We start from the raw sequence: 22793 nt of genomic DNA, 5'->3' as shown, positions 1-22793 counted from the left end.
AAGGTCGCGAAACGGTTCAGACTGGAGGATCCAAAAATTCACGCAACGAATACCGAACTTCGTGCGTTTCGCGCGGAAAAGCTTGGCCATAAGCACGGGTCTGCGGATCCGTGCTTGCGCCGATCGGCGCTCTACTGGGTCGGCTGTCCGGCAACCTCCGCCTCGACCTCCTGGGGATCGAGATCGTAGCGCCGGGAGCAGAACTCGCAGGTGATGACGATGCGTCCGTCATCCGCCACCATGTCGTGGCGCTCCTGCGGGGAGAACGAGCGGATCATGCCCATCACGCGCTCACGCGAGCAGCGGCAGGTCTCCCGGACCGGCTGGCGGTCGAACACCCGCACCCCGCGCTGGTGAAACAGCCTGTAGAGCAGCCGCTCGCTGGAGACATGCGGATCGACGAGTTCGTGGTCCTCGATCGTGGCGACCAGCGAGCGGGCCTCGACCCAGGCATCGTCCTCCGGTGCCTCGCCCGAGAGATGCCTGTGCCCCTCCGGGATGTCGCCCGGCGGCAGATCGGCGAGGCGCGCCCGGTCCACCGACTGCGGCAGGAACTGCACGAGCAGCCCGCCGGCCCGCCAGCGTCCGGCCCCCTCCTCCACGGCCTCGGCCACGGCGAGGCGCACCTGCGTGGGGATCTGTTCCGACTGCCGGAAGTACTGATACGCGGCCTCCTCCAGGCTCTGGCCCTCGAGGGCCACGACGCCCTGGTAGCGGCTGGCGGCCGTGCCCTGGTCGATGGTCATGGCCAGATGGCCGGTGCCGATCAGGTCGGAATCCGCGAGCGGGCCGCTGCCGAGGGCGGCCACGCGCGCCGGGTCGAACCGCGCGGTGGCGCGCAGCCGGTCCGGAGCCTCGAAATCGACCACGATCATCGCGACCGGACCGTCGGTCTTGGTCTGGAGCTGGAACCGGCCCTCGAACTTGAGGGAGGAGCCGAGCAGCACCGTCAGCGCCGCCGCCTCGCCGAGGAGGCGTGCCACCGGGTCCGGATAGCCGTGGCGGCGCAGGATCGTATCCACGGCGGGACCGAGCCGCACGACGCGTCCGCGCACGTCCAGCGCCTCGACGGCGAAGGGCAGCACGGCATCGTCCGCCCCTGCCTGGCCGTTGCCGGCATTCTCGGGCTGCGACGGGGAATGAGACGGGGAATGCGACTGGGTTCCTGAGGTCATGCCCTCTCCGATCGATGCGTCCGGCATGCCGTGCCGGCGAGGCGTGGATCCGTCCTCCCGGCGGACCGGGCGGCGTGAGGCGATGACCTTGGCGGAGCGATCGGATCCCTCACCCCGACCGGCCCGGAGTCGGAGCCGCCGCGCTGCGCGCGCCGTCCGTCGCCGGGATGCCGCCTGACGGCAGCCATGATGGGGAGGCGGACGGCATCGGCCGACCGCTCACGCCCATATGGTGCACCGACCCCGCCAGCGCGAGGCCGGTGACATCGACCGGATCAGAGCCCGTTCGCGCCCAGGCACCACGCCAGGATGCCCTTCTGCGCGTGCAGGCGATTCTCGGCCTCGTCGAACACCACGGAGCGCGGGCCGTCCATCACGTCGGCCGTCACCTCCTCGCCGCGATGGGCCGGGAGACAGTGCATGAAGATTGCGTCTGGATTCGCCGCCGCCATCAGCTTGGCGTTGACCTGATAGGGGCTGAGCAGGTTGTGCCGGTGGGCCTCGTCGTCGTCGCCCATCGACACCCAGCAATCGGTGACCACGGCATCGACGCCCTCCACCGCCGCGAAGGCGTCGGTGGTGACGTGGATGTCGGCGCCCTCCTGCTGCGCCCAGGCGAGGAGCGCGGGGGGCGGGGCCAGCTCGGGCGGGCTCGCGATGTTGAGCGTGAAGTCGAACCGCGCGGCCGCATGGACCCAGCTCGCCAGCACATTGTTGGCATCGCCGGACCAAGCCACTTTGCGGCCCTTGATCGGTCCGCAATGCTCCTCGAAGGTCAGCACGTCGGCCATGATCTGACAGGGATGCGAGACCTTGGTCAGGGCGTTGATCACCGGGACGGTGGCGTACTCGGCCAGTTCCAGCATCTGACCGTGGTCGAGGATGCGGATCATGATCGCGTCGACGAAGCGGGACAGCACCTGCGCGGTGTCGCCGATGGTCTCGCCGCGCCCGAGCTGCATCTCCGAGCCGGTGAGCATCAAGGTCTCGCCGCCGAGTTCGCGCATCGCCACGTCGAAGGACACGCGGGTGCGGGTCGAGGGCCGGTCGAACACCATCGCCAGGGTCTTGCCCGTGAGGGGGCGCTCCGCGGCCAGTTCGCCCTTCCGACGGCGCCCCTTGATGGCGGCGCTGGCATCGAGGACCCGGCGCAGCTCTGCTCCGGAAAAGTCCTTCAGATCGAGGAAATGACGAGGGCCGGCACCGTTCAGGTGCCTGGCCGGGGCCTGTGCCCGGCCGTCAATCTGGGCTTTCATCGCGTCACAATAACTAGAGTCTGCTCAACGATCACCTGATCATGAACCGCACTCTACCTCCTGGCAGGGGCATCTCCGTCAGGCGCGGCGGGATCGACCGCGCCCGGAAATGCTTCGGGCCGCCCCCCGGCATCCGGAGGGCGGTGTTCTGAAACTCTCGGATCGGTCCTACTCGGCCGCGCCGCGCACGGCCTCGAAGCTGGACGCCGCCGCGTCCAGGCGCCGGACCGCCTCGTCGATCTCGGTCTCGCCGATGGTCAGCGGCGGCAGCAGGCGGACGATGTTGTCGCCCGCCGGGATCACCAGCAGGTGCGCGTCCCGCGCGGCGGCGGCGAAATCCGTGTTCGGCACGCCGAGCTTGAGGCCGAGCATCAGCCCCTCGCCGCGGATCTCCTCGATGACGTGCGGATGGCGATCGCGCAAAGCCGCGAGCTTCTGCTTGAGCAGCAGGCCGGAGCGGGCGACGCGATCGAGGAAGCCCTCCTCCAGCACGACGTCCAGCACGGCGTTGCCCACCGCCATGGCGAGGGGGTTGCCGCCGAAGGTGGTGCCGTGCGTGCCGGCGGTCATGCCGCGGGCCGCCTCGCGGGTGGCGAGGCAGGCGCCGAGGGGGAAGCCGCCGCCGATGCCCTTGGCCGCGCTCATGATGTCCGGCGTGATGCCGGACCATTCATGGGCGAACAGCCGGCCGGTGCGGCCGACGCCGGTCTGGACCTCGTCCATGATCAGAAGCAGGCCCTTCGCGTCGCAGATCTCGCGCAGCCGGCGCAGGTCCGCGTGGGGAATCACCCGCACGCCGCCCTCGCCCTGGATCGGCTCGATCATCAGTGCCGCCGTCTCCGGCCCGATCACCGCCTCCAGCGCCGCCCAGTCGCCGGCCGGGACCTGATCGAACCCCTCGACCTTCGGCCCGAACCCCTCGATGTACTTCTGCTGTCCGCCGGCCGCGAGAGTCGCCAGGGTCCGCCCGTGGAAGGCGCCCGCGAAGGTGACGATCCGGTACCGCTCCGGATGGCCGTCGGCCGCGTGGTACTTGCGGGCGATCTTGATCGCCGCCTCGTTGGCTTCCGCGCCCGAGTTGCAGAAGAACACCACGTCCGCGAAGGTCGCATCGACGAGCCGCTGCCCGAGGCGTTCGCCGCCGGGGATCTGGAACAGGTTCGAGGTGTGCCAGATCTTGCCCGCCTGCTCGGTGAGCGCGCCGACGAGGTGCGGATGGGCGTGGCCGAGGCCGTTCACCGCGATGCCGGCGCCGAAATCGAGGTATCGCTCGCCACCCTCCGTCACGAGCCAGGCGCCCTCGCCGCGCTCGAAGGCGAGCGGCGCGCGGACGTAGGTCGGCAGAAGGGCTGACGTCACGGGTCCCATCTCCGTTTCATGCAGGATCCGGGAGCCAGCGTTGAGCCGGCTCCAAATGAAAGTGCCGCCTCAGTCCTGGGCGGCACGCGCGCGATTACTATGAAAGAGCCGGCTCCTGTCAACGTTTCAATGTCAGGTGGGCCCGCCGGGCAGGCCTGCACGGAGCACGGACAGAGCTGATCTCTGGGACGAATCCGCGGCTTTGCCGTGCGCCGTCGGCGAATCGCGAGCCCGCGAAACGGAGGCTGGACGGCTGCCGCCGCGGCCGGTCATCGAGGCCGCGATCCGAGCCTTCGCGGCGCGCGGCCCTTGCGCCGCGGGGCGCGGCCGTGCTCCTGCTCCCGCGGATTCGCAGGAACCAGGGAGAACCCGATGAGCTCGATCAAGGAACGCCTGGAGGCGCTGGGCCTGACCCTGCCCAAGGCGGCCGCGCCCGTCGCCAACTACGTGCCGTTCGTGCGCACCGGCAACCTCGTGGTGATCTCCGGCCAGGTCTGCTTCGGCGCGGACGGCGCCATCGCGGCCGAGCACAAGGGCAAGGTCGGCGGCGGGGTCTCGGCGGAGGCCGGCAAGGCGGCCGCCCGCCTGTGCGCCCTCAACGTCCTCGCCCAGCTCGAGGCCGCGGTCGGCGACCCTCGACCGCGCGGTGGTGCAATGCGTGCGGCTCGGCGGCTTCATCAACGCGGCGCCGGGCTTCTCGGCGGTGGCCGGGGTGATGAACGGCGCCTCCGACCTGATGGTCGAGCTGCTCGGCGACCGCGGGCGCCACGCCCGCTCCACCGTCGGCGTCGCGGAACTGCCCCTCGACGCCGCCGTCGAGGTCGAGGCGATGTTCGAGGTCCGCTGACGGTGGGCGCCCCCGACTGGCTCACCGCGCGGCCGATCGCCCATCGCGGCCTGCACGACCGGGCGGCGGGCCGGCCGGAGAACACGCTGGCGGCGGCCCGGGCGGCGGTCGCGGGCGGCTTCGCCATCGAGTGCGACGTCCAGCTGAGTGCCGACGCCGAGGCGATGGTGTTCCACGACGCCGCCCTCGGCCGCCTCACGACGGCGCGCGAGGCGGTCGCCGAACGGTCGGCCGCCGAACTCGGGACGCTCACCGTCGCCGGGTCCGCGGAGACGATCCCGACGCTGTCCGCCTTCCTGGCGGCGGTGGCCGGGGTCGTGCCGGTGGTGATCGAGGTGAAGTCCCGCTACGACGGCGACCTGCGGCTCGCGACCCGCACCGCCGAGGTCGCCGCGGCCTATGCCGGGCCGGTGGCGCTGAAATCCTTCGACCCGCAGGTGGTCGCGGCCCTGCGCGATCGCTGCCCTGCCACGATCCCGCGGGGCATCGTGGCGGAGACGACGCAGGACGATCCCGCCTACGCGGCCCTGACGCCCTCGCTCCGCCGGTCGCTCTCCGACCTGCTGCACTTCGCCGAGACCCGGCCCGACTTCCTGTCCTGGCGGGTGGACGACCTGCCCTGCGCGCCGACCTATCTCTGCCGGCTGCTCGGACGGGTCCCGGTGATGACCTGGACGGTCCGGACCGAGGAGCAGCGCGCCCGGGCCGCCGCACACGCGGACCAGATGGTGTTCGAGGGATTCGTCCCGTAAATTTTCCTAAGGCCCGTCCGATTCGTCACGACGAAGACCGCCATGACCGTTTCGAGTGAATCGCGCGCACGGTTCGTGCGGCACTGCGGCGGGCTCGCCCTCGCCGCGACCCTGCTCTCCCCGGCGCCCGCCGCGGCGGCCGACCCGTGCGAGGGCACGACCCAGGCGGATCTCAACGCCTGTGCGGGTGCCGATTACCGAACCGCCGATACGGCGTTGAACGCCGTCTACGGGCAGTTGATGAAGAAGGTCGGTCCGAAGACGAAGGATGCCCTGCGGGGCGCCCAGAAGGCCTGGCTGTCGTACCGGGACGCGACCTGCTTCCTCGAGACCATGGGTTTCGACGGGGGCTCGGCCTACGCGATGGAGTACAACGGCTGCCTGAAGGGCCTGACCGACGCGCGGACCAAGATCCTGAAGGGCTATCTCGACTGCAAGCCGGACAATGTGTCCTGCGTGGGCCGGCTCGGGGAGTGAGCGCGGGCCGCGACGGCGGCGTCCCGTTCGGGTCTCAGGCCCGTTTCCGCGCCGTCGAGCAAGCCGTCGAGGAAGCGCGCGACAGCGGGTCCGGCGCGCGCAGCGGGTGACGGCGGCGGCCATCTGACAAGGCAGCCATGGCTGCCGTGCGCATCCGCCCGCTTGCTCCCTGCGGGGCACAGGCTAGATTCCGGCCCATGAAGCAAGCACCCGGGCCGACGCCGGAGACCGCCGCACTCACCGTGCGGGCGCTTCCCGGATTGAAGGAGATCGGCGCCGCGGATTGGGATGCCTGCGCCTTCTCGGCCGAGACGCTGGCGGCGGGCGACGAGACCCACAATCCCTTCCTGTCGCACGCCTTCCTGTCGGCGCTGGAGGATTCGGGCTGCGTCTCCCGCAGGACCGGCTGGCTGCCGCTCCACATCTCGGTCGAGCGCGACGGCGAGCGCCTCGGCGTGGCGCCCTGCTACCTGAAATCCCACAGCCAGGGCGAGTACGTGTTCGATCACGGCTGGGCCGACGCCTATGAGCGGGCCGGCGGCGCCTACTACCCGAAGCTGCAAGTCAGCGTGCCGTTCACGCCGGTGACCGGCCCCCGCTTCCTGATCGCGCCGGGCGCCGATCCCGACGAGGCCACCGCCGGCCTCGTCGCGGGCCTGCGGGCGCTGCGGGGCGAGACCAAGGCCTCCTCGATCCACGTCACCTTCATGCGCGAGGCCGAGTGGGAGCGGGCCGGCGCCGCCGGCTTCCTGCAGCGCACCGACCAGCAGTTCCACTGGCAGAACGACGGCTACGCCACCTTCGACGACTTCCTGGCCGCCCTCGCCTCGCGCAAGCGCAAGACCATCCGCAAGGAGCGCCGCGACGCCCTCGCGCCCGGGATCACCGTGGAGCACCTCACCGGCGCGGACATCACCGACGCCCATTGGGACGCGTTCTACGCCTTCTACATGGACACGGGCTCCCGGAAATGGGGACGGCCCTACCTCAACCGCCGCTTCTTCTCGCTCCTGTCCGAGCGCATGGCCGACCGGGTGCTCCTCGTGATGGCCAAGCGCGCGGGCACCTACATCGCCGGGGCCATCAACCTCATCGGCGATACGGCGCTCTACGGGCGCAACTGGGGCTGCATCGAGGACCACCCCTTCCTGCATTTCGAGATCTGCTACTATCAGGCGATCGACTTCGCGATTGCCCGAGGCCTGAAGCGGGTCGAGGCGGGCGCCCAGGGCGAGCACAAGCTCGCCCGCGGCTACCGGCCGGTCCTGATGCATTCGGCCCACGACATCGCCGACCCGGCCCTGCGCCGCGCGGTGGCCGATTACTTGCAGCGGGAGCGCGCCCACGTCGCCGAGGCGGTGGACGTCCTCGACACGTTGACGCCGTTCCGGCGCACGGACGAGGGCGGTGCCTGCGACGGCGCTGCGCCTTCCGAAACCTCGCCCTCCAAGACGTCAGCCCCCGAGAGTCCGTAAGACATGAGCCCGATCGACCGCATCCAGACCTATGCCGAAGAGCTGACGGCCCTGCGCCGCGACCTGCACGCCCATCCGGAGCTCGGCTTCGAGGAGGTGCGCACCGCCGGCATCGTCGCCGACCTCCTCGAGACCTTCGGCTGCGAGGTGCATCGCGGCGTCGGCGGCACCGGCGTGGTGGGACTGCTCAAGGGCCGTACCGACAACGGCCGCCGGATCGGCCTGCGCGCCGACATGGACGCCCTGCCCATCGAGGAGGAGACCAACCTCCCCTATCGCTCGACCTATGCCGGCAAGATGCACGCCTGCGGCCATGACGGCCACACCACGATGCTGCTGGGCGCGGCGCGCTACCTCGCCGAGACCCGCGACTTCGACGGCACCGCGGTGTTCGTGTTCCAACCGGCCGAGGAGGGCCGCGGCGGCGCCCGGGCCATGCTGAAGGACGGGCTGTTCGAGCGCTTCCCCTGCGACGAGATCTACGGCCTGCACAACCAGCCGGGCGGCGGCCACGGCATGATCAAGCTGCGGCCGGGGCCGATCATGGCGGCGGCGGACTTCTTCGACATCCACATCCGCGGCAAGGGCATCCACGCGGCCCAGCCGCACCGGGGCGTCGACCCGATCATCATCGCCACCGGCCTCGCCCAGGCCTTGCAGTCGATCGTGTCGCGCAACGCCGATCCGCTGAAATCCATCGTGCTGTCGATCACCCGGATCGAGGCGGGCTCCGCCTACAACGTCATCCCGGAGACGGCCCATCTCGCCGGCACGATCCGCACCTTCGACAAGGAGATCCGGGCCCTCGCCGGCACCCGCATGCGCGAGCTGGCGGCGGGCTTCGGCGCGGCCTACGGCGCCGAGGTCACGGTCGACCTGCAGGACGTGTTCTCCGTGTTGGAGAACGCCCCCGAGCAGGCGGCCGCCGCCACGGAGGTCGCCACCGAGCTGCTGGGCGCCGACAAGGTCGAGGCGAACGTCGTGCCGAAGATGGGCAGCGAGGACTTCGCCGACATGACCATGGCGGTGCCCGGCGCCTATGTCTGGCTCGGCGCCAATCCGGGTCCCGGCCTGCACAATGCCGGCTACAACTTCGACGACTCGATCATCCCGATCGGCAGCGCCTTCCTCGCCCGGATGGTGGAGCGGCGCACCGCCGCCTGACGCCCGGCGGTCCCCGCCGTCCGGAGCTGTCCGGATGGCGGGCGATGATGGGTCTGGGCGCAGGCGACCGTCGACAGACCGACCGATCGGTGCGATTCTTGACGCAACCAGCCCGCGAACCAACACGGGCCGTGATGGGAGGGCGCCATGTCACCGGAGATACGGGAATCCCGCGCGGCGCTGATCCTGCTCGCCGCCTCGGTGGGAGCGGTTCTGATTTTCGGCGCGTTCACGCTGCTCACGCAACTCGGTTGACGTGCTGCCGGAATTGCAACTTGGGCGGGTCGTTAGGCGAACGCAACGAAGTGGACCTACTGCCGGAAAAAGAGAATCGTGATGGAGGCTCAGTCGCGTACCGGGATAGATGCCTCGCTATGGGTTGAGTTAACTGCTCATTAATTCTATCAAAGGTTGTATGTCTCCGGCGAATGCGTGCATGCGGCACGCCGGAATCGGAGATCGCCCATGATTGCCGACGCGATCCAAGATCCCCGTCCTCGGCCCGTCGATCTCGCGGCCGCGCTGAACGCGTCCGGGATCATCGGTGCGTGGTCCTGGTCGCCGCGGGACGAGCGGTGCATCCTCGATGCCGGCGCCGCCGACGTTCTGGCCGGGGATTCCGGGCTCGCCGGGCGTCCGCTCCCGCTCTCGGTCGCCAAGGCCTGCGTTCATCCCGAGGACCGGCCGGCCGTGGTGCGGCAGTTCAAGGCGGTGCGCGCGCGCGGCGGCCTGTTCGTGGCCGAGTATCGAACGCTGTCGCCCTCCGGCCAGGTCCGCCGGATCCTCGATCGCGGACGCATTCCGGCGGGCGCGTCGAGCCGGCGCCTCGGACACGGCATCATCATCGACGTGACCGATGCACTGCCGGCGGATGTGGCGGCGGAGCCCGCGGACGCGCTCACGCAGGCGGTGGATCGGGCCCTCGAATGCCGCGACGCCCTGGAAGGGGTGGCGGATACCGAGCTTCAGCTCCTCGTCGACATGCTGCTGCTGCACCTGGGCCGGCACATCGCCAAGGCTTCCACGACCGGTGCGCGCGGTCGCGGCCACTGAGCCGGGCCGGCCCGGCTCACTGCACCAGAACAGCCTGGCTGCAGAGGGTGCCGTCGACATCGAGATCGGCGTAGCCGAGGCGCAGTCCGAGGCTGCGCAGCACGCTGTCGAGCACGAGGTCGATCGCGGGCGCCACGGCGCCCAGGGTCGTCGTCAGGGCCGACTGGAGCAGCGGAGCCACGCCGATCCCGTTGATGTTCAGCGTGAGGTTGCGCAGCAGGCTGCCGGTCAGCGACTGGGTCAGGTTGCCCGACGCGACCGAGCGCACGGTGTGGTTGGCGATGTCCGCCTCCGAGAAGGTCAGGGTCTGCGCGCCCGTACCCAGTGTCACCAGCGCGCGGCCGGAGACGGTGATCAGCGGCAGGGCGATCAGGGGCGCCGGTTGCGAGAGGTCCGGACCTGTGCTGCCGCCGTTGATCGCCGTGCGCGGCACGCCGGCGATCGCGAGGGTCGCCAGCCCGGTCTGCGCGTCGAGGGTGACCTGACGTCCGCTGGGCCCCGCGCAGGTGAGCGACCGCAGGGTCGCCTGGGCGGGCGCCACCTCGGCGTAGACCGGCAGGGTGAGGCTCCCGAGTCCGAGGGGCGCCGTGACCGTGGCCTCGATCAGCAGCCGGGTCTGCGCGGTCTGCACGGTGGCGTTCGGGCTGCCCGGGCGGACCCAGCCCGAGCTGCGCTTGCGCTCGCCGATCGCCAGGGTCAAGCGGGTCGCGAGCAGGCCCGGAACGGTCGCCCCGAGATCGACCGCCACCTGGTTCTGGCCGTTCGCCAGCGCGGCCGCGGCACCCAGAAGGTTCAGCACGTTGAGGGAGGGGCCGGCGAAGCCCCGGGGCGGCGCCAGCGCCGCGGCATCGCCCAGCCCGTCCACCTGGCCGATCGCGATGAGGTTGCCGGCATTCGGCAGGGCGTTGAGGATTCCCGAGAGGGCCGAGACAACGCTGCCATTGTCCTGCGCGGCGACCCGGAGCGCCATCAACATCTGCCCGACGCTGGCCTGCGCCTGGACGATGTCGGTGTAGTTCGCCGCCTGCATGTTGAGGCTCGCCCCGAGCGCGTCGAGCACCCGCAGGCCGTCCACGCGGGCGCTCGCCAGGGCGTCGTAGTCGCTGACGCTGAGCGACAGCTTGGCGCCCAGAAGCGCGCCGAGCAGGGCGTTGGCGATGCCGCCCTGGAGTTGCAGGGTGCCGGAACCGATCGTGAAGGCGGCGAACTGCGCGCTCGCCGCGGTGCCCGTGACCCGCAGCGGCACCGCGGCCGGAAGGCCGATCGCCCGGCCGAAGGTCACAGGGACCGAAGTCGAGAGACCGACCCGCACGGCGTTGGCCGGGCTGCCGCCGGCCTTGAACCGGCTGCCGGGCGCGGTTCCCGGCGCGCTGGCGTCGTAGCTGCCCGGGCTGACCGTGGCGGTCGCCGTGGCGTAGCCGTTGTCGCCGAGGGAGCGCCGCGCCGCCGTGTCCGCCTGGGTCGGATCGACGGCCGCCAGCATGGCGGCGATGTCCACCGCCCCCTGTGCCTTGCGCCGCGCCTGGAAGACCATGCCGAGGTCGATCCCGACCGCGCCCGCTCCCATCAGCATCGCGCTGCCGAGGGCGACCAGGATCGCGACGTTGCCGCCCCGGGCCGCCCGGAAGCGCCGTGCCCGGCCTGCGCGCAGCCCGGTCACAGGCCGCCCTTTCGAACGCTGACGGTGCTGCGCAGCACGCTCGGCAGCATCGGCAGCAGGCGGGAAAAGACGTTGATGCCCAGCGTCGTGGCGTCGAGGGTGACGGTGACCGTGTACACCGTGGCGTCGCTGGGATCCGGCCCGACCTGCACGACGATGCTGCCCGGCCGGAACATCGCGCCGGCGTTCAGGCTCTGGTTCACCATTTTCTGGGCGAGGCTGGCGCGCTCGGAATCGGTGACGCCCGCCACGGAGGCGCGTGCCGCCTCCGCGGCGATCTGGCGGAGGTTGTGGGCCGCGCCGAGACAGATCCCGAACACCGCGATCCCGGCAAACAGCAGGAGCAGCATGGGCGCCACGAGGGCGAACTCCACCGCGGAGCTGCCCCGCCGGCAGGTCCACCCCTTCGGCGCGCCACGCCGGCGCAAGCGCCGCAAGTCCATCGCATCGCCCTCCACGGGTCGCGCAGCCCGATGACTGCACGACCTATGGTGGCGCCGATCTTCTAACCAATGGTTGTTTTAATCGTCGATTATACAACCTTTGAGCGAAAACAGCCGCTCCGGTGCGGCGCAGGCAGGGGGGACCGCGCTGCGCCATCGCGTGCGGCGCCGACGCCGTCGCGCCGGGGCGGCCTCAGATGGCCGTCGGCGGCCGCAGCAGACCGATGCCGGCGGGATCGAAGGCCGCGCTCTTGATAATGGCATGAACGTCGCGCCCCGGCACCAGCCCGAGTTCGCGGACGGCAGCGGCGGTGACGCGCGCCACGAGGCGCGCGCCGTTGCAATCGATCTCCACCGCCGTCTCGGCTCCCGCCGGGGCGAGCCCGCAGATCCGGCCCGCAAGCACGTTGCGGGCGCTGAGCCCGCGAGGGCGCTCTGTGGCGACGAGCACGTCGCGGGCGGGAATCCGGACGCGCAGCCGCGTTCCGGGCGGGCGCGACAGCCCCGGCACCAGCAGGCGCCCGGCGGCGCCCGTCAGACGCGTGAGCCCGGTGGCGTCATCGACGGCCTCGACGACCATGTCGAGCAGCGCGCCGGCTTCGGCCTCGTGGATCGGGACGAGATCGGCCCGGCGCAGGATCGTTTCCGCGGGGCCGGCGGCGGCCACGCGCCCGGATTCCAGCACGATCACCGTGGTGGCGAGCCGTGCCACCTCGGACACCGCGTGGCTGACATAGATGATCGGGATGCCGGCCTCGTCGCGCAGGCGCTCGATGTAGGGGAGGATCTCGGCCTTGCGGGCCTCGTCCAGGGCCGCGAGGGGCTCGTCCATCAGCAGGAGGCGCGGTCTGGCCAGGAGGGCCCGGCCGATCGCCACCCGCTGGCGCTCACCCCCCGAGAGCCCGGCAGGCCGCCGGTCGAGGAGATGGTCGATCCCGAGCATGCCCGTCACCGCCGCGAAGGCCACCGGGTCGGCACGGTGCCGCGCGAAGATGCGGCCGTAGCCGAGGTTGGTCCGGACGCTGAGATGCGGGAAAAGCCGCGCATCCTGGAACACCACGCCGACCTGTCGCCGTTGCGGCGGAAGGATCAGTCCCGCCGCGGTATCGACCCATGGGGCCCCCCCGACCGTGATCCGGCCCCGGTCCGGGCGGGCGAGGCCGGCGATCAGGTCGATCAACGTGGTCTTCCCCGAGCCCGAGCGCCCGAACAGGGCGGTGAGCCCCGGCCCGGCCTCGAAGGCGGCCTCGAGCGCGAAGGCGCCGCGCCGGATCTGGACGTCGACCTGGATGCTCACGCGGCGGGACTCGGGTAACAGGGGCCGCGGCGCGTTCCGGCGCCGGCCCGGACTCGCCCGCGATGATTACGGTCCATCACCTCGAGAACAGCCGGTCGCAGCGCGTGCTGTGGCTGCTGGAGGAACTCGGCCTGCCCTATCGCGTGACGCGCTATGCCCGCGATCCCCGGACCCTGCGCGCGCCCCCCGAGCTCGTGGCCGTGCACCCGCTCGGCAAGGCGCCGGTGATCACCGACGGCGAGACGGTAGTCGCCGAGACCGGCGCCATCGTCGCCTATCTCACGGAGCTGGCCGGCGCGAGGCTCGTGCCCGAACCGGGGACTGAGGCGCGGCGGCGCTACGTCTACTGGTCGCATTACGCCGAAGGGTCGGCGATGCCGCCGCTGCTGCTGAAGCTGGTCTTCGGTCGGCTGGCGCCGAGCAGCCCTTGGCTGCTGCGGCCCCTCGTGCGCCGGATCGCCGACACGGTGCTGCGGGGCTTCGTCGATCCGGATCTGCGCCGGCATGCGGCCTTCTGGGAGGCGGAGCTCGCGGACCGGCCGTATTTCTGCGGCACCGATTTCTCCGCGGCCGACATCCTGATGAGCTTCCCGCTGGAGGCTTTCGCGGCGCGCGGCACGGGAACGGGCCCGCAGGTCACGGATTGGCTCGCACGCATCCATACCCGCCCGGCCTATCAGAGGGCGCTGCAGCAGGGCGGCCCCTACGCCTATGCCTGAGCGGGTCTCCCCCTTAGAGGCGGCGGCCATTCAGCCCGCCCCCAGCCGTCGACCGGCCCGCGTGGCGAGGACTTCCGAGATCAGAAGGGCCGAGACCGACAGCGCGATCGAGATCAGGGTGAGGCGCAGGGCAGGCCCCTCCCCGCCGGGCACCTGCGTCAGCGTGTAGATCGCCGACGGCAGCGTCTGGGTCTCGCCGGGGATGTTCGACACGAACGTGATGGTCGCGCCGAACTCGCCCATCGCCTTGGCGAAGGCCAGCACGGCCCCGGCGAGGCAGCCGGGCAGGCTGAGCGGCAGCGTGATGGTCAGGAACACCGCGAAGGGATTCGCCCCCAGCGTCCCGGCCGCCTGCTCCAGCCGCCGGTCGACCGCCTCGATCGACAGCCGCATCGCCCGCACCATGAGCGGGAACCCCATCACCGCGCAGGCGAGCGCCGCTCCGGTCCAGCGGAAGGAGAGCACCACGCCGATCTCGGCGAGGGGGGCGCCGAGCAGACCGCGCCGGCCGAAGGCCAGCAGCAGCAGGTAGCCGGTGACCACCGGGGGGAGGATCAGCGGCAGGTGGACCAGCCCGTCGAGCAGGGCGCGGCCGGGAAAGCGGCGCCGCGCCAGCAGCCACGCCACGGCGAGGCCGGGCACGAGGCTCGCAAGCGTCGCCACCGTCGCCACCCGAAGGCTCAGGCCGACGGCGGTCCACTCCTCCGGGGTCAGACCGAACACGGGGCCGGCGCGCCGCTACTGGCTGGCGCCGGGCTGCTGCGCAACCACCGTGAAGCCCTGGCGCTCGAAGAAGCCCCGGGCCTCCGGGCCGCGCAGGTAGCCGAGCAGGGCTCCGGCATCCGGGTTGCGCGAAACCTCGGTCACGGCCGCCGGATAGATGATCGGCGGGTGGCTGTCGGTCGGGAAGGTCGCCAGCACGTGGACGCTCGGGTCCGCGGCGGCGTCGGTGGCATAGACGATGCCGAGCGGCGCCTCGCCCCGGGCGACGAGCAGCAGGGCGGCGCGCACGTTCTCCGCCTGCGCCACCTGCCCCTTCACGGCGTCCCAGGCGCCGAGCTTCTCCAGGGCCGCCTTGCCGTACTTGCCGGCCGGGACGGCGTCGATCGTCGCCATGGCCAGCCGGCCGCCGCCGAGAATCCGCGTCAGCGTGGTGCCGAGGTCCGGCGCCAGGGCGATTTGCGGGTCCGCGGCGCCGGTCTTTGGACCCGGCGCGATCAGCACCAGGGCATTGCGCAGGAAATCGACCCGCGATCCGGTCTTCAGGAGCCCGGCCCGGTCCACGTAGTCCATCCAGGCGAGGTCGGCCGAGATGAACAGGTCCGCCGGCGCCCCCGCCTCGATCTGCTTGGCGAGGGCGTTCGAGCCCGCATAGGAGATCCGCGCGGTCTTGCCCGTCGCCCTGGTCCAGGCGGCCGAAGCGTCGTCGAGGGCGTTCTTGAGGCTGGCGGCCGCGAACACCACGACGGGCTCCTCCGCCCGCGCCGCCCGATCCGCGGGGGCGAGCGCCAGCGTTGCGAGGGCCAGCGTGGCCAGGATCCGTCGGGTCAGGCGCATGGATGGGGTCTCCCCGGTCGCGACCCGCTATATCCGGCGGGGAACGACGGGGATCATAGGGACGCTACAGCCGCCGGCCAAGGCCGGCGGTCAAGCGGGGAAGGACGCCCTCGTCGGATCACCCCAGATTGGCGTCGCGGCGATCCTTGGGCTCGGCCTCGGCGCGGTGCAGGCGGCTCAGCAGAACCAAGAGGTGGCCCGGGAGGGGCCCGTCCGGTGCGGGGCCCCCGAAGATCCGCTCACGCGGTCGGGACTGCACGGCCGTGCCGGTGACGACCACGGGCCCACGGGGGCCGGAACGCCGGGACTTGGTCACGCTGTACGCACCCTGCTCAATCGTGATTCACGTAAAAAGCCGGCAAAAACGCCGCCCGAAGCGGCTGGTTCCACGGCCCCGGTGGATCATGTGATTAACGCGCGACCATCGTGCCGCATTCCTGGGCAGTCGCGCGCACGAATCCATAGGCGGGGCTCACCAGGTCCGGATGTCGCGGCCTTCCACCGGCTGACTCTCCGGCGCGCCGCTCATGCCGTCCGCAACCAGCAGCGCCCACAGCGTGGCCGCGGCCGTGGTCACAACCGCGAAGGCGACGCTGATAAGGAGAGGCGATGTCATGGCAGCACGATCGTCTGTCAAAACCGGCGCGCCGCTCCACGAAGTGCGGCGCGCCTGAGTCGAGGGTCTGGCCTTGGGGAAGCCGAGATTGTTTAAGCACGTGCGATGCCCCTGGACACTGATTTAGATCGCTGAGATCACAAGTATTGACCCTTGTGTCTGTCCGGCAACAAAGGGCGGGACCGCGCGTCGGCCGCGCGTCGGCCGCGTCTCCCGGGCCTCCCTGCGCCGGCGGGGACCGTATTTTTTCGCGCCAGCCCCTGGGCTGCGGCGCGCCCCGGCGTTACAGCCCGGCATCATGCTCGAAGGCCTGCCGCCCCACCGCCCGTCTCACGTCCTGCGCCTGCTGACCGATGAACGGTCGGCCCGGGCGATGACCGACCTCCTGGGTGAGATGTTCGATCCCATGGACACGGCCGTCGCCGCCTTCGAGGACGAGGACGGCCGCACGTGGCGCCTCGAAGCCTATTTCGCCGACGCGCCCGACGAGGATTACGTCCGGGACCTGATCCGGCCCGTCATCGGCGATGCGGCGGATGCGGCCGAGTTTCGCACCATCGCGCAGCAGGATTGGGTGCGCGCGTCGCTCGAGGGGCTGAAGCCGGTCCGGGCGGGACGCTTCCTCGTCCACGGCTCGCATGACCGCGACGCCGTGCGGGGCAACGATCTGCCCATCGAGATCGAGGCGGCCCTCGCCTTCGGTACCGGCCACCATGGGACCACCCTGGGCTGTCTGCGCGCGCTGGTCTCGGAGCTGAAGCGCCGGCGCCCGGCCCATGTCCTCGATGTCGGTACGGGAACCGGGATCCTCGCCTTCGCGGCCGCCAAGGCCCTGCGGCAACCCGTCGTGGCCGGCGACCTCGACGCGGAGGCCGTGCGCACGGCCCGCGAGAACGCCCGGGCCAACGGGCTCGGGCCCTATCTCAAGCTCTACGAGGGGCCGGGGGTGCGCCACCGCCTCGCCGACCGGCCGCGCCATTTCGATCTCGTCTTCGCCAACATCCTGGCCCGGCCCCTGCGGCTCCTCGCGCCGACGCTGACGCGCGTGGTCGCCTCCGGGGGCGTTCTGGTCCTGTCCGGCCTGATCGCGCGCGACGTGCCCGGCGTCCTCTCGGCCTACCGCCTCCAGGGCTTCTCCCTTGTCCGCCGCGGCATGATCGAGGGATGGGTCGCCCTGGTCCTGATGCGCGGCGGCGCCGCCCGCCGCCCACGGCCCTGAGGCGCTGAGGCGCCCCGAACCGGCGGCGCGCCGGCGCGTTGATTGGCCATGAGCCAGACGTCGCTCCATGATCCGCCCGCGGACCCCATCGCCGAGGGCGCCCGCGCCCGGGCCCAGGGCCGTCCCAAGGACGCGTGCCCCTATCCGGCGAAATCGCCAGCACGCATTGCATGGTTCGAAGGCTATGACGGTGCGCCCATCGAGCGCATGCCGGACCTGCCGGTCGCGAAGCGCTGATCAGCGCGCGGTGCGGAGCCGGCCCGACGGCGTCGAACCATCCGACGCGGGGGCGGTTTCGGTTGCTGTTTCCGCCCCGTCTGCCCGCGACACGGGAGCGCCGAGCGCCGCCATCAGCACGCGCAGACCGTCCACCCATTCTTCGAGTTCGGCGAGCGAATCGAATCCGTCCCGGCGAACCACCGTGTCGGGTTCGATCGTCACGATGGCGTCGAAGCGGCCATCGGGTCTGTCGCTGATCCGGTAGTAGACGCGGCGTGGCATGTCTGAGGAATAGGCCAAATCCGGCGGCGTGATAAGATTGTTAGCGATCTTTTAGGCGCCGCACCCGGACGCCTCCTCTGAGGACGGGGTGTTGCGGCGTGGGAGCGGCGGGCGCTAGGCTCGACTCATGACTGAGCCCCGTCCGCCCCAGCCGCGTCAGCGCTTCCAGAGCTTCGACGACCCAAGCCACCGGAAGGGCGCCGAGCGGATCGAGGCCTTGCGGGCCGCTCTCCGCGAGAACGGGATCGACGGTTTCGTCGTGCCCCGGGCGGACGAGCACCAGTCCGAATACGTTCCGGCCGACGCCGAACGGCTGGCTTGGCTCACCGGCTTTACAGGCTCTGCGGGGACGGCCGTGATCCTGATGGAATCCGCGGCGCTGGTCGTCGACGGCCGCTACACCCTGCAGGCGCCCGAACAGGTCGATACCGGCATCCTCACGGTGGTGCCGCTGGCCGAATCGACGCCGGAAGCCTGGATCGGCGTCAACCTCAAGAGGGATCAGGTTCTGGGCTACGATCCCTGGCTGCATACACCCGACGGTCTCGCACGCCTGGAGCGGGCCGCCACCCGGGCCGGCGGCACCGTGCGGGCCGTGCCGAACCTCGTCGACGCCGTCTGGGCGGGCCGCCCGAGGGCCCCTGCCGGACCGGTGGTGCTCCATCCGGATGCCCTGTGCGGCGAGGCCTGCACCGACAAAATCGCCCGGATCCGGGCGGCCCTCGCCGAGGGCGGCTGCGATGCCCTGGTCATCTCGGATCCGCACAATCTCGCCTGGGCCTTCAACCTGCGCGGCTCCGATGTCGGTCACACGCCCCTGGCCCTCGGCTATGCCATCCTGCCGCGCGAGGGGTTGGCGCGGCTGTTCCTGGTCTCGCCCGAGGTCGATCCGGCACTGCGCGCGGTGCTGGCCCCGATCGCCGAGATCCTGCCCCGGGCGGAACTGGACGACGGGCTGGGATCCCTCGCCGGCGTGCGTGTCCGCCTCGACGCGGCGACCGGCGCCGTCGCCCTGAAGGAAAAGATCGAGGCTGCCGGCGGCACCGCCGATGTCGGCAAGGATCCGATCACCGGCATGAAGGCGGTCAAGAACGCCGCCGAGATCGCCGGTGCGCGTGCCGCCCATGTCCGCGACGGGGCGAGTGTCGTGCGGTTTCTTGCCTGGCTCGACGGTGCGGCCGCGGCCGGGGGCCTCACCGAGATCGCCGCCGTCGAGGCCCTTGAGGATTTCCGCGCGGCGGGCGGCGATCTGCGCGAGGTCTCGTTCCCGACGATCTCGGGATCCGGGCCGAACGGCGCGATCGTCCATTACCGGGTGAGCCGCGCCACCGACCGGACGGTCCGGACCGGCGAGTTGTTCCTGATCGATTCCGGTGCGCAGTATCCGGACGGCACCACCGACATCACCCGCACGGTCGCGGTGGGCACGCCGAGCGCCGAGATGCGCGACCGTTACACCCGGGTGCTGAAGGGCCATGTCGCGATTGCCCGGGCGGTGTTTCCTGTCGGCACGACCGGCGCCCAGATCGACGCCTTCGCCCGGGCGCCACTCTGGCAGGCGGGACTCGACTTCGATCACGGCACCGGCCACGGCGTCGGCGCCTTCCTGTCGGTGCACGAGGGACCGCAGCGGATCGCCAAGACCGGCACGGTGGCGCTGGAGCCCGGCATGATCCTGTCGAACGAACCGGGCTATTACGCCCGCGGCGCCTACGGAATCCGGATCGAGAACCTCGTGCTGGTCGAGCCCCGCACGATCGCGGGCGGCGAGCGCCCGATGTTGGGCTTCGAGACCCTGACGCTCGCCCCCTATGATCGGCGGCTGATCCAGCCGGACCTGCTCGAACCGGAGGAGCGCGCCTGGATCGATGCCTATCACGCCCGGGTGCGCGAGACCCTGGCGCCCCGGGTCGATGCCGGGACGCGCGACTGGCTGGAGCGTGCGACCGTGCCGCTCGCGGACTGAGCGATCGGCGTGGGATCCCGGGCGCGGCCCGTGGTAAGACCCACCGCCATCGAAACGACCGCGCCCGCCCTGCGCGCGAAGGGACAGCATGATCCGCCGCCTCGCCATTCTGATCCTGGCCTTCGCCGCGAGCCTCTCGGCCGCCGCAGCCCAAGGGGTCCCGCAGGGCTTCCGCACGCCAGCCGACCTCGTGCGGGCGAGCCTCGTGGCCGAGCCCGCCGCGGTCGCCGGCGCGCAGCCGTTCACGCTGGCGGTGCGGATGCAGATCAAGCCCGGCTGGCACGTCTACTGGCGCAACCCGGGCGATTCCGGACTGCCTCCAGAGGTGACCTGGACCCTGCCGGCCGGCTTCAACGCCAGCGCGATCCGGTGGCCGGCGCCGGAGCGCATCCCGATCGCGACCCTCATGAATTACGGCTACGAGGGTGAGGTCACGCTCCTCGCGCCCGTGACGCCGCCGCCGAGCCTCGACCCGGCCAATCCCGTTCAGATCCAGGCGAAGCTGACCTATCTCGTCTGCGAGACCGAGTGCGTCCCCGGTTCGGCCGATCTCGCCCTCACCCTGCCGGTGGGCAAGGCCGAGCCGGACCCGGCCAACGCCGCGCTGTTCGCGCGCGCCCGGGCTGCCCTGCCCGCGCCGGCGCTCTGGCCCCTGCGCCTGTCGAGCCAGGGCGACACGCTGCAGCTCGATTTCGCCGCGACCGGCCTGAAACCGGAATCCATCCGGAACGCCGCCTATTTCCCCTATGCCGAGACGGCGATCGACAACGCCGCCGCGCAGGTGATGACCGTCGACGAGACCGGTCTGCATCTGACCATCGCGCGCAGCAGCCCGACCGATCCTGTGCCCGCGGCCCTGCCCGGCGTCCTGACGATCGACGAGGTCGGCACGGACGGCACCCGCCGCCTTGCCTTCGCGTATGGTGACGAGCCGGTGCTTCCTGCCGTCGCGGCCGCGTCGAGCGCGCCGAATCCGGCCGGAGCCCCGCCGGCCGTCGCCGAGTTCGACGCGCTGACCCTCGCGACCGCCGCGGCCTTCGCCTTTCTGGGCGGCCTGATCCTCAACCTGATGCCCTGCGTCTTCCCGGTGCTGTCCATCAAGGTGCTGAGCCTCGTGCGGCATGCCGGCGAGGGCCCGGCGCGGCTGCGGCTGCACGGCCTCGCCTACACGGCCGGCGTGCTGGCGAGCTTCCTCGGCCTCGCATCCCTGCTGATCGCCCTGAAGGGTGGCGGGGCCGCGATCGGCTGGGGCTTCCAGCTGCAATCGCCCGCCATGGTCGCAGCCCTCGCCTATCTGCTGTTCGCGATGGGCCTGAGCCTGTCCGGAGTGGTCCATGTCGGCGGCCGGCTCGCCGGCCTCGGAGACGGCCTGACCCGGCGTGCCGGCCTGAGCGGCTCGTTCTTCACGGGCGTGCTGGCGACCCTGGTGGCGACCCCCTGCACGGCGCCGTTCATGGGCTCGGCGGTAGGCTTCGCGCTGACGCAGAGTGCCGGTGTCGCGCTCGCCGTCTTCGCGAGCCTCGGCCTCGGCCTCGCCCTGCCCTTCCTGGTGCTGACCCTCTGGCCGCCGGCCCTGCGGGCGCTGCCGCGGCCGGGCGCCTGGATGGAGACCCTCAAGCAGGTCCTGGCCTTCCCGGTCTACGCCACTGTGGCCTGGCTGATCTGGGTTCTGGCGCAGCAGGTCGATCCGCGTGGGCTGCTGGCGGCGCTGATCGGCCTCGTCCTGATGGGCTTCGCCGCCTGGGCCTGGGAACACGGCCGCGCCGCCGCGCCCGGGGCGGGCCGGGTCGCGCGGGTCGCTGCGGCCCTCGCGCTGGTCGCCGTGGCGGCCCTCGCCGTGACCCTTCCGCGTGACCGCGCCGCGCCGTCGGCGCAGGCCGCCGCCGACGGGGTCGAGCCCTTCACTCAGGCGCGTCTCGACGCCCTGGTGGACGCGCACCGCCCCGTCTTCGTGGACATGACCGCCGCGTGGTGCATCACCTGCGCGGTGAACGAGGCGACCTCGCTCAACACCAAGGCCGTGCGGGCCGCGATGGCCGAGCGCGGCGTGACCTACATGAAGGGCGACTGGACCAACCAGAATCCCGAGATCACCCGTCTGCTGGAGAAGCACGGGCGCAGCGGCGTGCCGCTCTACCTCCTCTATACCGGAACCGGAGCGCCTCAGGTGCTTCCGCAGATCCTCACCGAGGGGACGGTTCTGGCGGCGCTCGACGCCGTGCCGGTCGCGTCCGGCCGGAGCGCGGCGCTGACCCGCTGAGACAGTTTTAGGGTCTCAGGCCTCTGGGCATCGACGCGCGGCCCGCCGTCTTTGCGAGCGAAGCGAAGCAATCCAGAAGCGCCACGCTCGCAGGCGTCCCGATGCCCTGGGTCACTTCGCTGCGCTCGTGATGACGGCGCGTCGGACCGTTTTTCTCTCCGATGGCGCGCGGGGCCGCCTCAGGCCTCGAGCGAGAACGTCTCGTCGAAGGCGTAGCCCGAGCCGCGGACCGTGCGGATCGGGTCGGCTTGGCGCGGGCCGTTCAGTGCCTTGCGCAGCCGCCCGACATGGACGTCGACCGTGCGCTCGTCGATGTAGACGTCGTGTCCCCAGACCCCGTCGAGGAGCTGCTCGCGGGAGAAGACCCGGCCCGGCGCCAGCATCAGGAATTCCAGCAGACGGAACTCTGTGGGGCCGAGATGCAGCTCCTCGCCGCCGCGGCGGACGCGATGGCCGGTGCGGTCGAGTTCGAGGTCGCCCGCCGCCAGCCGGTCCGAGACGTGGGCGGGCTTGGCCCGGCGGAGCAGCGCGCGGATCCGGGCGAGCAGTTCCGGGACGGAGAACGGCTTGACGATGTAGTCGTCGGCGCCCGTCCCGAGACCGCGGATCCGGTCGCCCTCCTCGCCCCGGGCGGTGAGCATGATCACGGGCAGCCGCTCGGTCTCCCGGCGCGCCCGGATCCGCCGGCACAGCTCGATGCCCGACAGGCCGGGCAGCATCCAGTCGAGCAGGACGAGATCGGGGATCCGCTCCGCCAGGAGCAGCTCCGCGTCGTCGCCGCGAGCCGCGGAATCCACCAGAAAGCCCTCGGCTTCCAGATTGTAGCGCAGCAGCGTGGTCAGCGCCTCCTCGTCCTCGACGATCAGGACTTGCATGCTCACGTTCGAAGATCCGTTCACGAAGCGGCGCCATACGGCCTGCAGGCGCGCCGACTCTCCTTGGAGCCGGCGGGCAGGCGGAGGGTGCAGGAGGCGCCGCTCAGCCTCAACCCGCACGC

At 71.5% G+C, this 22793-nt stretch carries 22 protein-coding genes and 1 pseudogene; 11 read left to right on the top strand and 12 right to left on the bottom strand.

What is annotated here, in order from left to right; translation table 11 throughout:
* Nucleotides 1–131 precede the first annotated feature (131 nt).
* From ABC766_RS28230 to ABC766_RS28220, 3 genes are all read right to left on the bottom strand, one after another.
* On the bottom strand, nucleotides 132–1175 hold the full coding sequence (locus tag ABC766_RS28230; RefSeq protein ID WP_053608403.1) for an Hsp33 family molecular chaperone: 1044 nt from the start codon (nucleotides 1173–1175) through the stop codon (nucleotides 132–134).
* Nucleotides 1176–1450: 275 nt separating this feature from the next.
* Nucleotides 1451–2431 (bottom strand): ornithine carbamoyltransferase, encoded by a 981-nt coding sequence (gene argF, locus ABC766_RS28225; RefSeq protein ID WP_051045020.1) that lies wholly within the window; start codon nucleotides 2429–2431, stop codon nucleotides 1451–1453.
* A gap of 168 nt (nucleotides 2432–2599) precedes the next feature.
* A complete protein-coding gene (locus tag ABC766_RS28220) occupies nucleotides 2600–3790 on the bottom strand; it encodes an aspartate aminotransferase family protein (protein ID WP_043384310.1) in 1191 nt (396 codons plus the stop codon).
* A 372-nt stretch (nucleotides 3791–4162) separates the two neighbouring features.
* On the opposite strand from ABC766_RS28220, the pseudogene ABC766_RS28215 reads away from it, so the two are divergent.
* The 6 genes and pseudogenes from ABC766_RS28215 to ABC766_RS28190 all read left to right on the top strand — a co-directional run bounded on the left by ABC766_RS28215 (nucleotide 4163) and on the right by ABC766_RS28190 (nucleotide 9558).
* A pseudogene (locus ABC766_RS28215) lies at nucleotides 4163–4637 on the top strand (RidA family protein).
* Nucleotides 4638–4639: 2 nt separating this feature from the next.
* Entirely contained in the window at nucleotides 4640–5389 is a 750-nt protein-coding gene (locus ABC766_RS28210) for a glycerophosphodiester phosphodiesterase family protein (protein WP_345820021.1), read from the top strand.
* A 42-nt stretch (nucleotides 5390–5431) separates the two neighbouring features.
* Entirely contained in the window at nucleotides 5432–5866 is a 435-nt protein-coding gene (locus ABC766_RS28205) for a lysozyme inhibitor LprI family protein (protein ID WP_345820020.1), read from the top strand.
* A gap of 197 nt (nucleotides 5867–6063) precedes the next feature.
* On the top strand, nucleotides 6064–7341 hold the full coding sequence (locus ABC766_RS28200) for a GNAT family N-acetyltransferase (protein WP_345820019.1): 1278 nt from the start codon (nucleotides 6064–6066) through the stop codon (nucleotides 7339–7341).
* A 3-nt stretch (nucleotides 7342–7344) separates the two neighbouring features.
* Nucleotides 7345–8505, top strand: coding sequence for a M20 aminoacylase family protein (locus tag ABC766_RS28195; RefSeq protein ID WP_345820018.1), 1161 nt, complete (start codon nucleotides 7345–7347; stop codon nucleotides 8503–8505).
* A gap of 465 nt (nucleotides 8506–8970) precedes the next feature.
* Entirely contained in the window at nucleotides 8971–9558 is a 588-nt protein-coding gene (locus tag ABC766_RS28190) for a PAS domain-containing protein (RefSeq protein ID WP_345820017.1), read from the top strand.
* Nucleotides 9559–9574: 16 nt separating this feature from the next.
* Here the strand turns inward: ABC766_RS28190 and ABC766_RS28185 are convergent, their stop codons facing one another.
* From ABC766_RS28185 to modC, 3 genes are all read right to left on the bottom strand, one after another.
* Nucleotides 9575–11218, bottom strand: coding sequence for a TadG family pilus assembly protein (locus ABC766_RS28185; protein ID WP_342143953.1), 1644 nt, complete (start codon nucleotides 11216–11218; stop codon nucleotides 9575–9577).
* Nucleotides 11215–11661 carry a TadE/TadG family type IV pilus assembly protein gene (locus ABC766_RS28180; protein ID WP_043345500.1) on the bottom strand — a complete coding sequence of 149 codons (447 nt, stop codon included), beginning with the start codon at nucleotides 11659–11661 and terminating at the stop codon, nucleotides 11215–11217. Before ABC766_RS28180 ends, ABC766_RS28185 begins: the two co-directional genes overlap by 4 nt.
* Nucleotides 11662–11854: 193 nt before the next feature.
* Nucleotides 11855–12958, bottom strand: coding sequence for a molybdenum ABC transporter ATP-binding protein (gene modC, locus ABC766_RS28175; protein ID WP_342143951.1), 1104 nt, complete (start codon nucleotides 12956–12958; stop codon nucleotides 11855–11857).
* Between the two features lie 62 nt (nucleotides 12959–13020).
* On the opposite strand from modC, the gene ABC766_RS28170 reads away from it, so the two are divergent.
* Entirely contained in the window at nucleotides 13021–13677 is a 657-nt protein-coding gene (locus tag ABC766_RS28170; RefSeq protein ID WP_043384205.1) for a glutathione S-transferase, read from the top strand.
* 30 nt (nucleotides 13678–13707) lie between these two features.
* Here ABC766_RS28170 and modB read toward each other — a convergent pair whose 3' ends face one another.
* The 4 genes from modB to ABC766_RS28150 all read right to left on the bottom strand — a co-directional run bounded on the left by modB (nucleotide 13708) and on the right by ABC766_RS28150 (nucleotide 15850).
* Nucleotides 13708–14400, bottom strand: coding sequence for a molybdate ABC transporter permease subunit (modB, locus tag ABC766_RS28165; protein WP_043345507.1), 693 nt, complete (start codon nucleotides 14398–14400; stop codon nucleotides 13708–13710).
* Nucleotides 14401–14415: 15 nt separating this feature from the next.
* Entirely contained in the window at nucleotides 14416–15234 is an 819-nt protein-coding gene (gene modA / locus ABC766_RS28160; protein WP_345820016.1) for a molybdate ABC transporter substrate-binding protein, read from the bottom strand.
* Nucleotides 15235–15352: 118 nt separating this feature from the next.
* On the bottom strand, nucleotides 15353–15550 hold the full coding sequence (locus tag ABC766_RS28155) for a hypothetical protein (RefSeq protein WP_043345513.1): 198 nt from the start codon (nucleotides 15548–15550) through the stop codon (nucleotides 15353–15355).
* Nucleotides 15551–15706: 156 nt separating this feature from the next.
* The gene (locus ABC766_RS28150) at nucleotides 15707–15850 is read right to left on the bottom strand and encodes a hypothetical protein (protein ID WP_167380412.1); all 144 of its coding nucleotides are present in this window, start codon (nucleotides 15848–15850) and stop codon (nucleotides 15707–15709) included.
* A gap of 298 nt (nucleotides 15851–16148) precedes the next feature.
* Between ABC766_RS28150 and ABC766_RS28145 the strand changes: the two genes are divergently transcribed.
* Both ABC766_RS28145 and ABC766_RS28140 read left to right on the top strand, forming a co-directional pair.
* On the top strand, nucleotides 16149–17069 hold the full coding sequence (locus ABC766_RS28145) for a 50S ribosomal protein L11 methyltransferase (RefSeq protein ID WP_182593132.1): 921 nt from the start codon (nucleotides 16149–16151) through the stop codon (nucleotides 17067–17069).
* A gap of 48 nt (nucleotides 17070–17117) precedes the next feature.
* Nucleotides 17118–17306 carry a ribosome modulation factor gene (locus ABC766_RS28140; RefSeq protein ID WP_342143943.1) on the top strand — a complete coding sequence of 63 codons (189 nt, stop codon included), beginning with the start codon at nucleotides 17118–17120 and terminating at the stop codon, nucleotides 17304–17306.
* Here the strand turns inward: ABC766_RS28140 and ABC766_RS28135 are convergent, their stop codons facing one another.
* A complete protein-coding gene (locus tag ABC766_RS28135; protein ID WP_053608381.1) occupies nucleotides 17307–17570 on the bottom strand; it encodes a hypothetical protein in 264 nt (87 codons plus the stop codon).
* Between the two features lie 127 nt (nucleotides 17571–17697).
* Between ABC766_RS28135 and ABC766_RS28130 the strand changes: the two genes are divergently transcribed.
* Both ABC766_RS28130 and ABC766_RS28125 read left to right on the top strand, forming a co-directional pair.
* Nucleotides 17698–19536: an aminopeptidase P family protein gene (locus tag ABC766_RS28130; protein ID WP_345820015.1), complete on the top strand. Its 1839-nt coding sequence runs from the start codon at nucleotides 17698–17700 to the stop codon at nucleotides 19534–19536.
* Nucleotides 19537–19624: 88 nt separating this feature from the next.
* Complete coding sequence (locus ABC766_RS28125; RefSeq protein WP_345820014.1) at nucleotides 19625–21796, top strand: protein-disulfide reductase DsbD family protein; 2172 nt, start codon at nucleotides 19625–19627, stop codon at nucleotides 21794–21796.
* Between the two features lie 179 nt (nucleotides 21797–21975).
* Here ABC766_RS28125 and phoB read toward each other — a convergent pair whose 3' ends face one another.
* Nucleotides 21976–22671, bottom strand: a complete 696-nt coding sequence (gene phoB / locus ABC766_RS28120) for a phosphate regulon transcriptional regulator PhoB (RefSeq protein WP_342145464.1) — start codon at nucleotides 22669–22671, stop codon at nucleotides 21976–21978.
* Nucleotides 22672–22793: the final 122 nt, after the last annotated feature.

Source organism: Methylobacterium fujisawaense (genome assembly GCF_039619325.1).
Lineage (GTDB): Bacteria > Pseudomonadota > Alphaproteobacteria > Rhizobiales > Beijerinckiaceae > Methylobacterium > Methylobacterium fujisawaense.
Note: the sequence above shows the minus strand (reverse complement) of the source record. Positions and strands in the feature narration are given on the sequence as shown.

Excerpts from the sequence above, each read along its gene's own strand:
- ABC766_RS28195 (WP_345820018.1), top strand. The coding sequence starts at position 7,345 with ATGAGCCCGATCGACCGCATCCAGACCTATGCCGAAGAGCTGACGGCC.
- ABC766_RS28200 (WP_345820019.1), top strand. The coding sequence starts at position 6,064 with ATGAAGCAAGCACCCGGGCCGACGCCGGAGACCGCCGCACTCACCGTG.
- ABC766_RS28170 (WP_043384205.1), top strand. The coding sequence starts at position 13,021 with ATGATTACGGTCCATCACCTCGAGAACAGCCGGTCGCAGCGCGTGCTG.
- ABC766_RS28135 (WP_053608381.1), bottom strand. The coding sequence starts at position 17,570 with ATGCCACGCCGCGTCTACTACCGGATCAGCGACAGACCCGATGGCCGC.
- ABC766_RS28190 (WP_345820017.1), top strand. The coding sequence starts at position 8,971 with ATGATTGCCGACGCGATCCAAGATCCCCGTCCTCGGCCCGTCGATCTC.
- ABC766_RS28130 (WP_345820015.1), top strand. The coding sequence starts at position 17,698 with ATGACTGAGCCCCGTCCGCCCCAGCCGCGTCAGCGCTTCCAGAGCTTC.
- ABC766_RS28230 (WP_053608403.1), bottom strand. The coding sequence starts at position 1,175 with ATGACCTCAGGAACCCAGTCGCATTCCCCGTCTCATTCCCCGTCGCAG.
- ABC766_RS28150 (WP_167380412.1), bottom strand. The coding sequence starts at position 15,850 with ATGACATCGCCTCTCCTTATCAGCGTCGCCTTCGCGGTTGTGACCACG.
- ABC766_RS28145 (WP_182593132.1), top strand. The coding sequence starts at position 16,149 with ATGCTCGAAGGCCTGCCGCCCCACCGCCCGTCTCACGTCCTGCGCCTG.
- ABC766_RS28205 (WP_345820020.1), top strand. The coding sequence starts at position 5,432 with ATGACCGTTTCGAGTGAATCGCGCGCACGGTTCGTGCGGCACTGCGGC.
- ABC766_RS28180 (WP_043345500.1), bottom strand. The coding sequence starts at position 11,661 with ATGGACTTGCGGCGCTTGCGCCGGCGTGGCGCGCCGAAGGGGTGGACC.
- ABC766_RS28140 (WP_342143943.1), top strand. The coding sequence starts at position 17,118 with ATGAGCCAGACGTCGCTCCATGATCCGCCCGCGGACCCCATCGCCGAG.
- ABC766_RS28125 (WP_345820014.1), top strand. The coding sequence starts at position 19,625 with ATGATCCGCCGCCTCGCCATTCTGATCCTGGCCTTCGCCGCGAGCCTC.
- phoB (WP_342145464.1), bottom strand. The coding sequence starts at position 22,671 with ATGCAAGTCCTGATCGTCGAGGACGAGGAGGCGCTGACCACGCTGCTG.
- argF (WP_051045020.1), bottom strand. The coding sequence starts at position 2,431 with ATGAAAGCCCAGATTGACGGCCGGGCACAGGCCCCGGCCAGGCACCTG.
- modA (WP_345820016.1), bottom strand. The coding sequence starts at position 15,234 with ATGCGCCTGACCCGACGGATCCTGGCCACGCTGGCCCTCGCAACGCTG.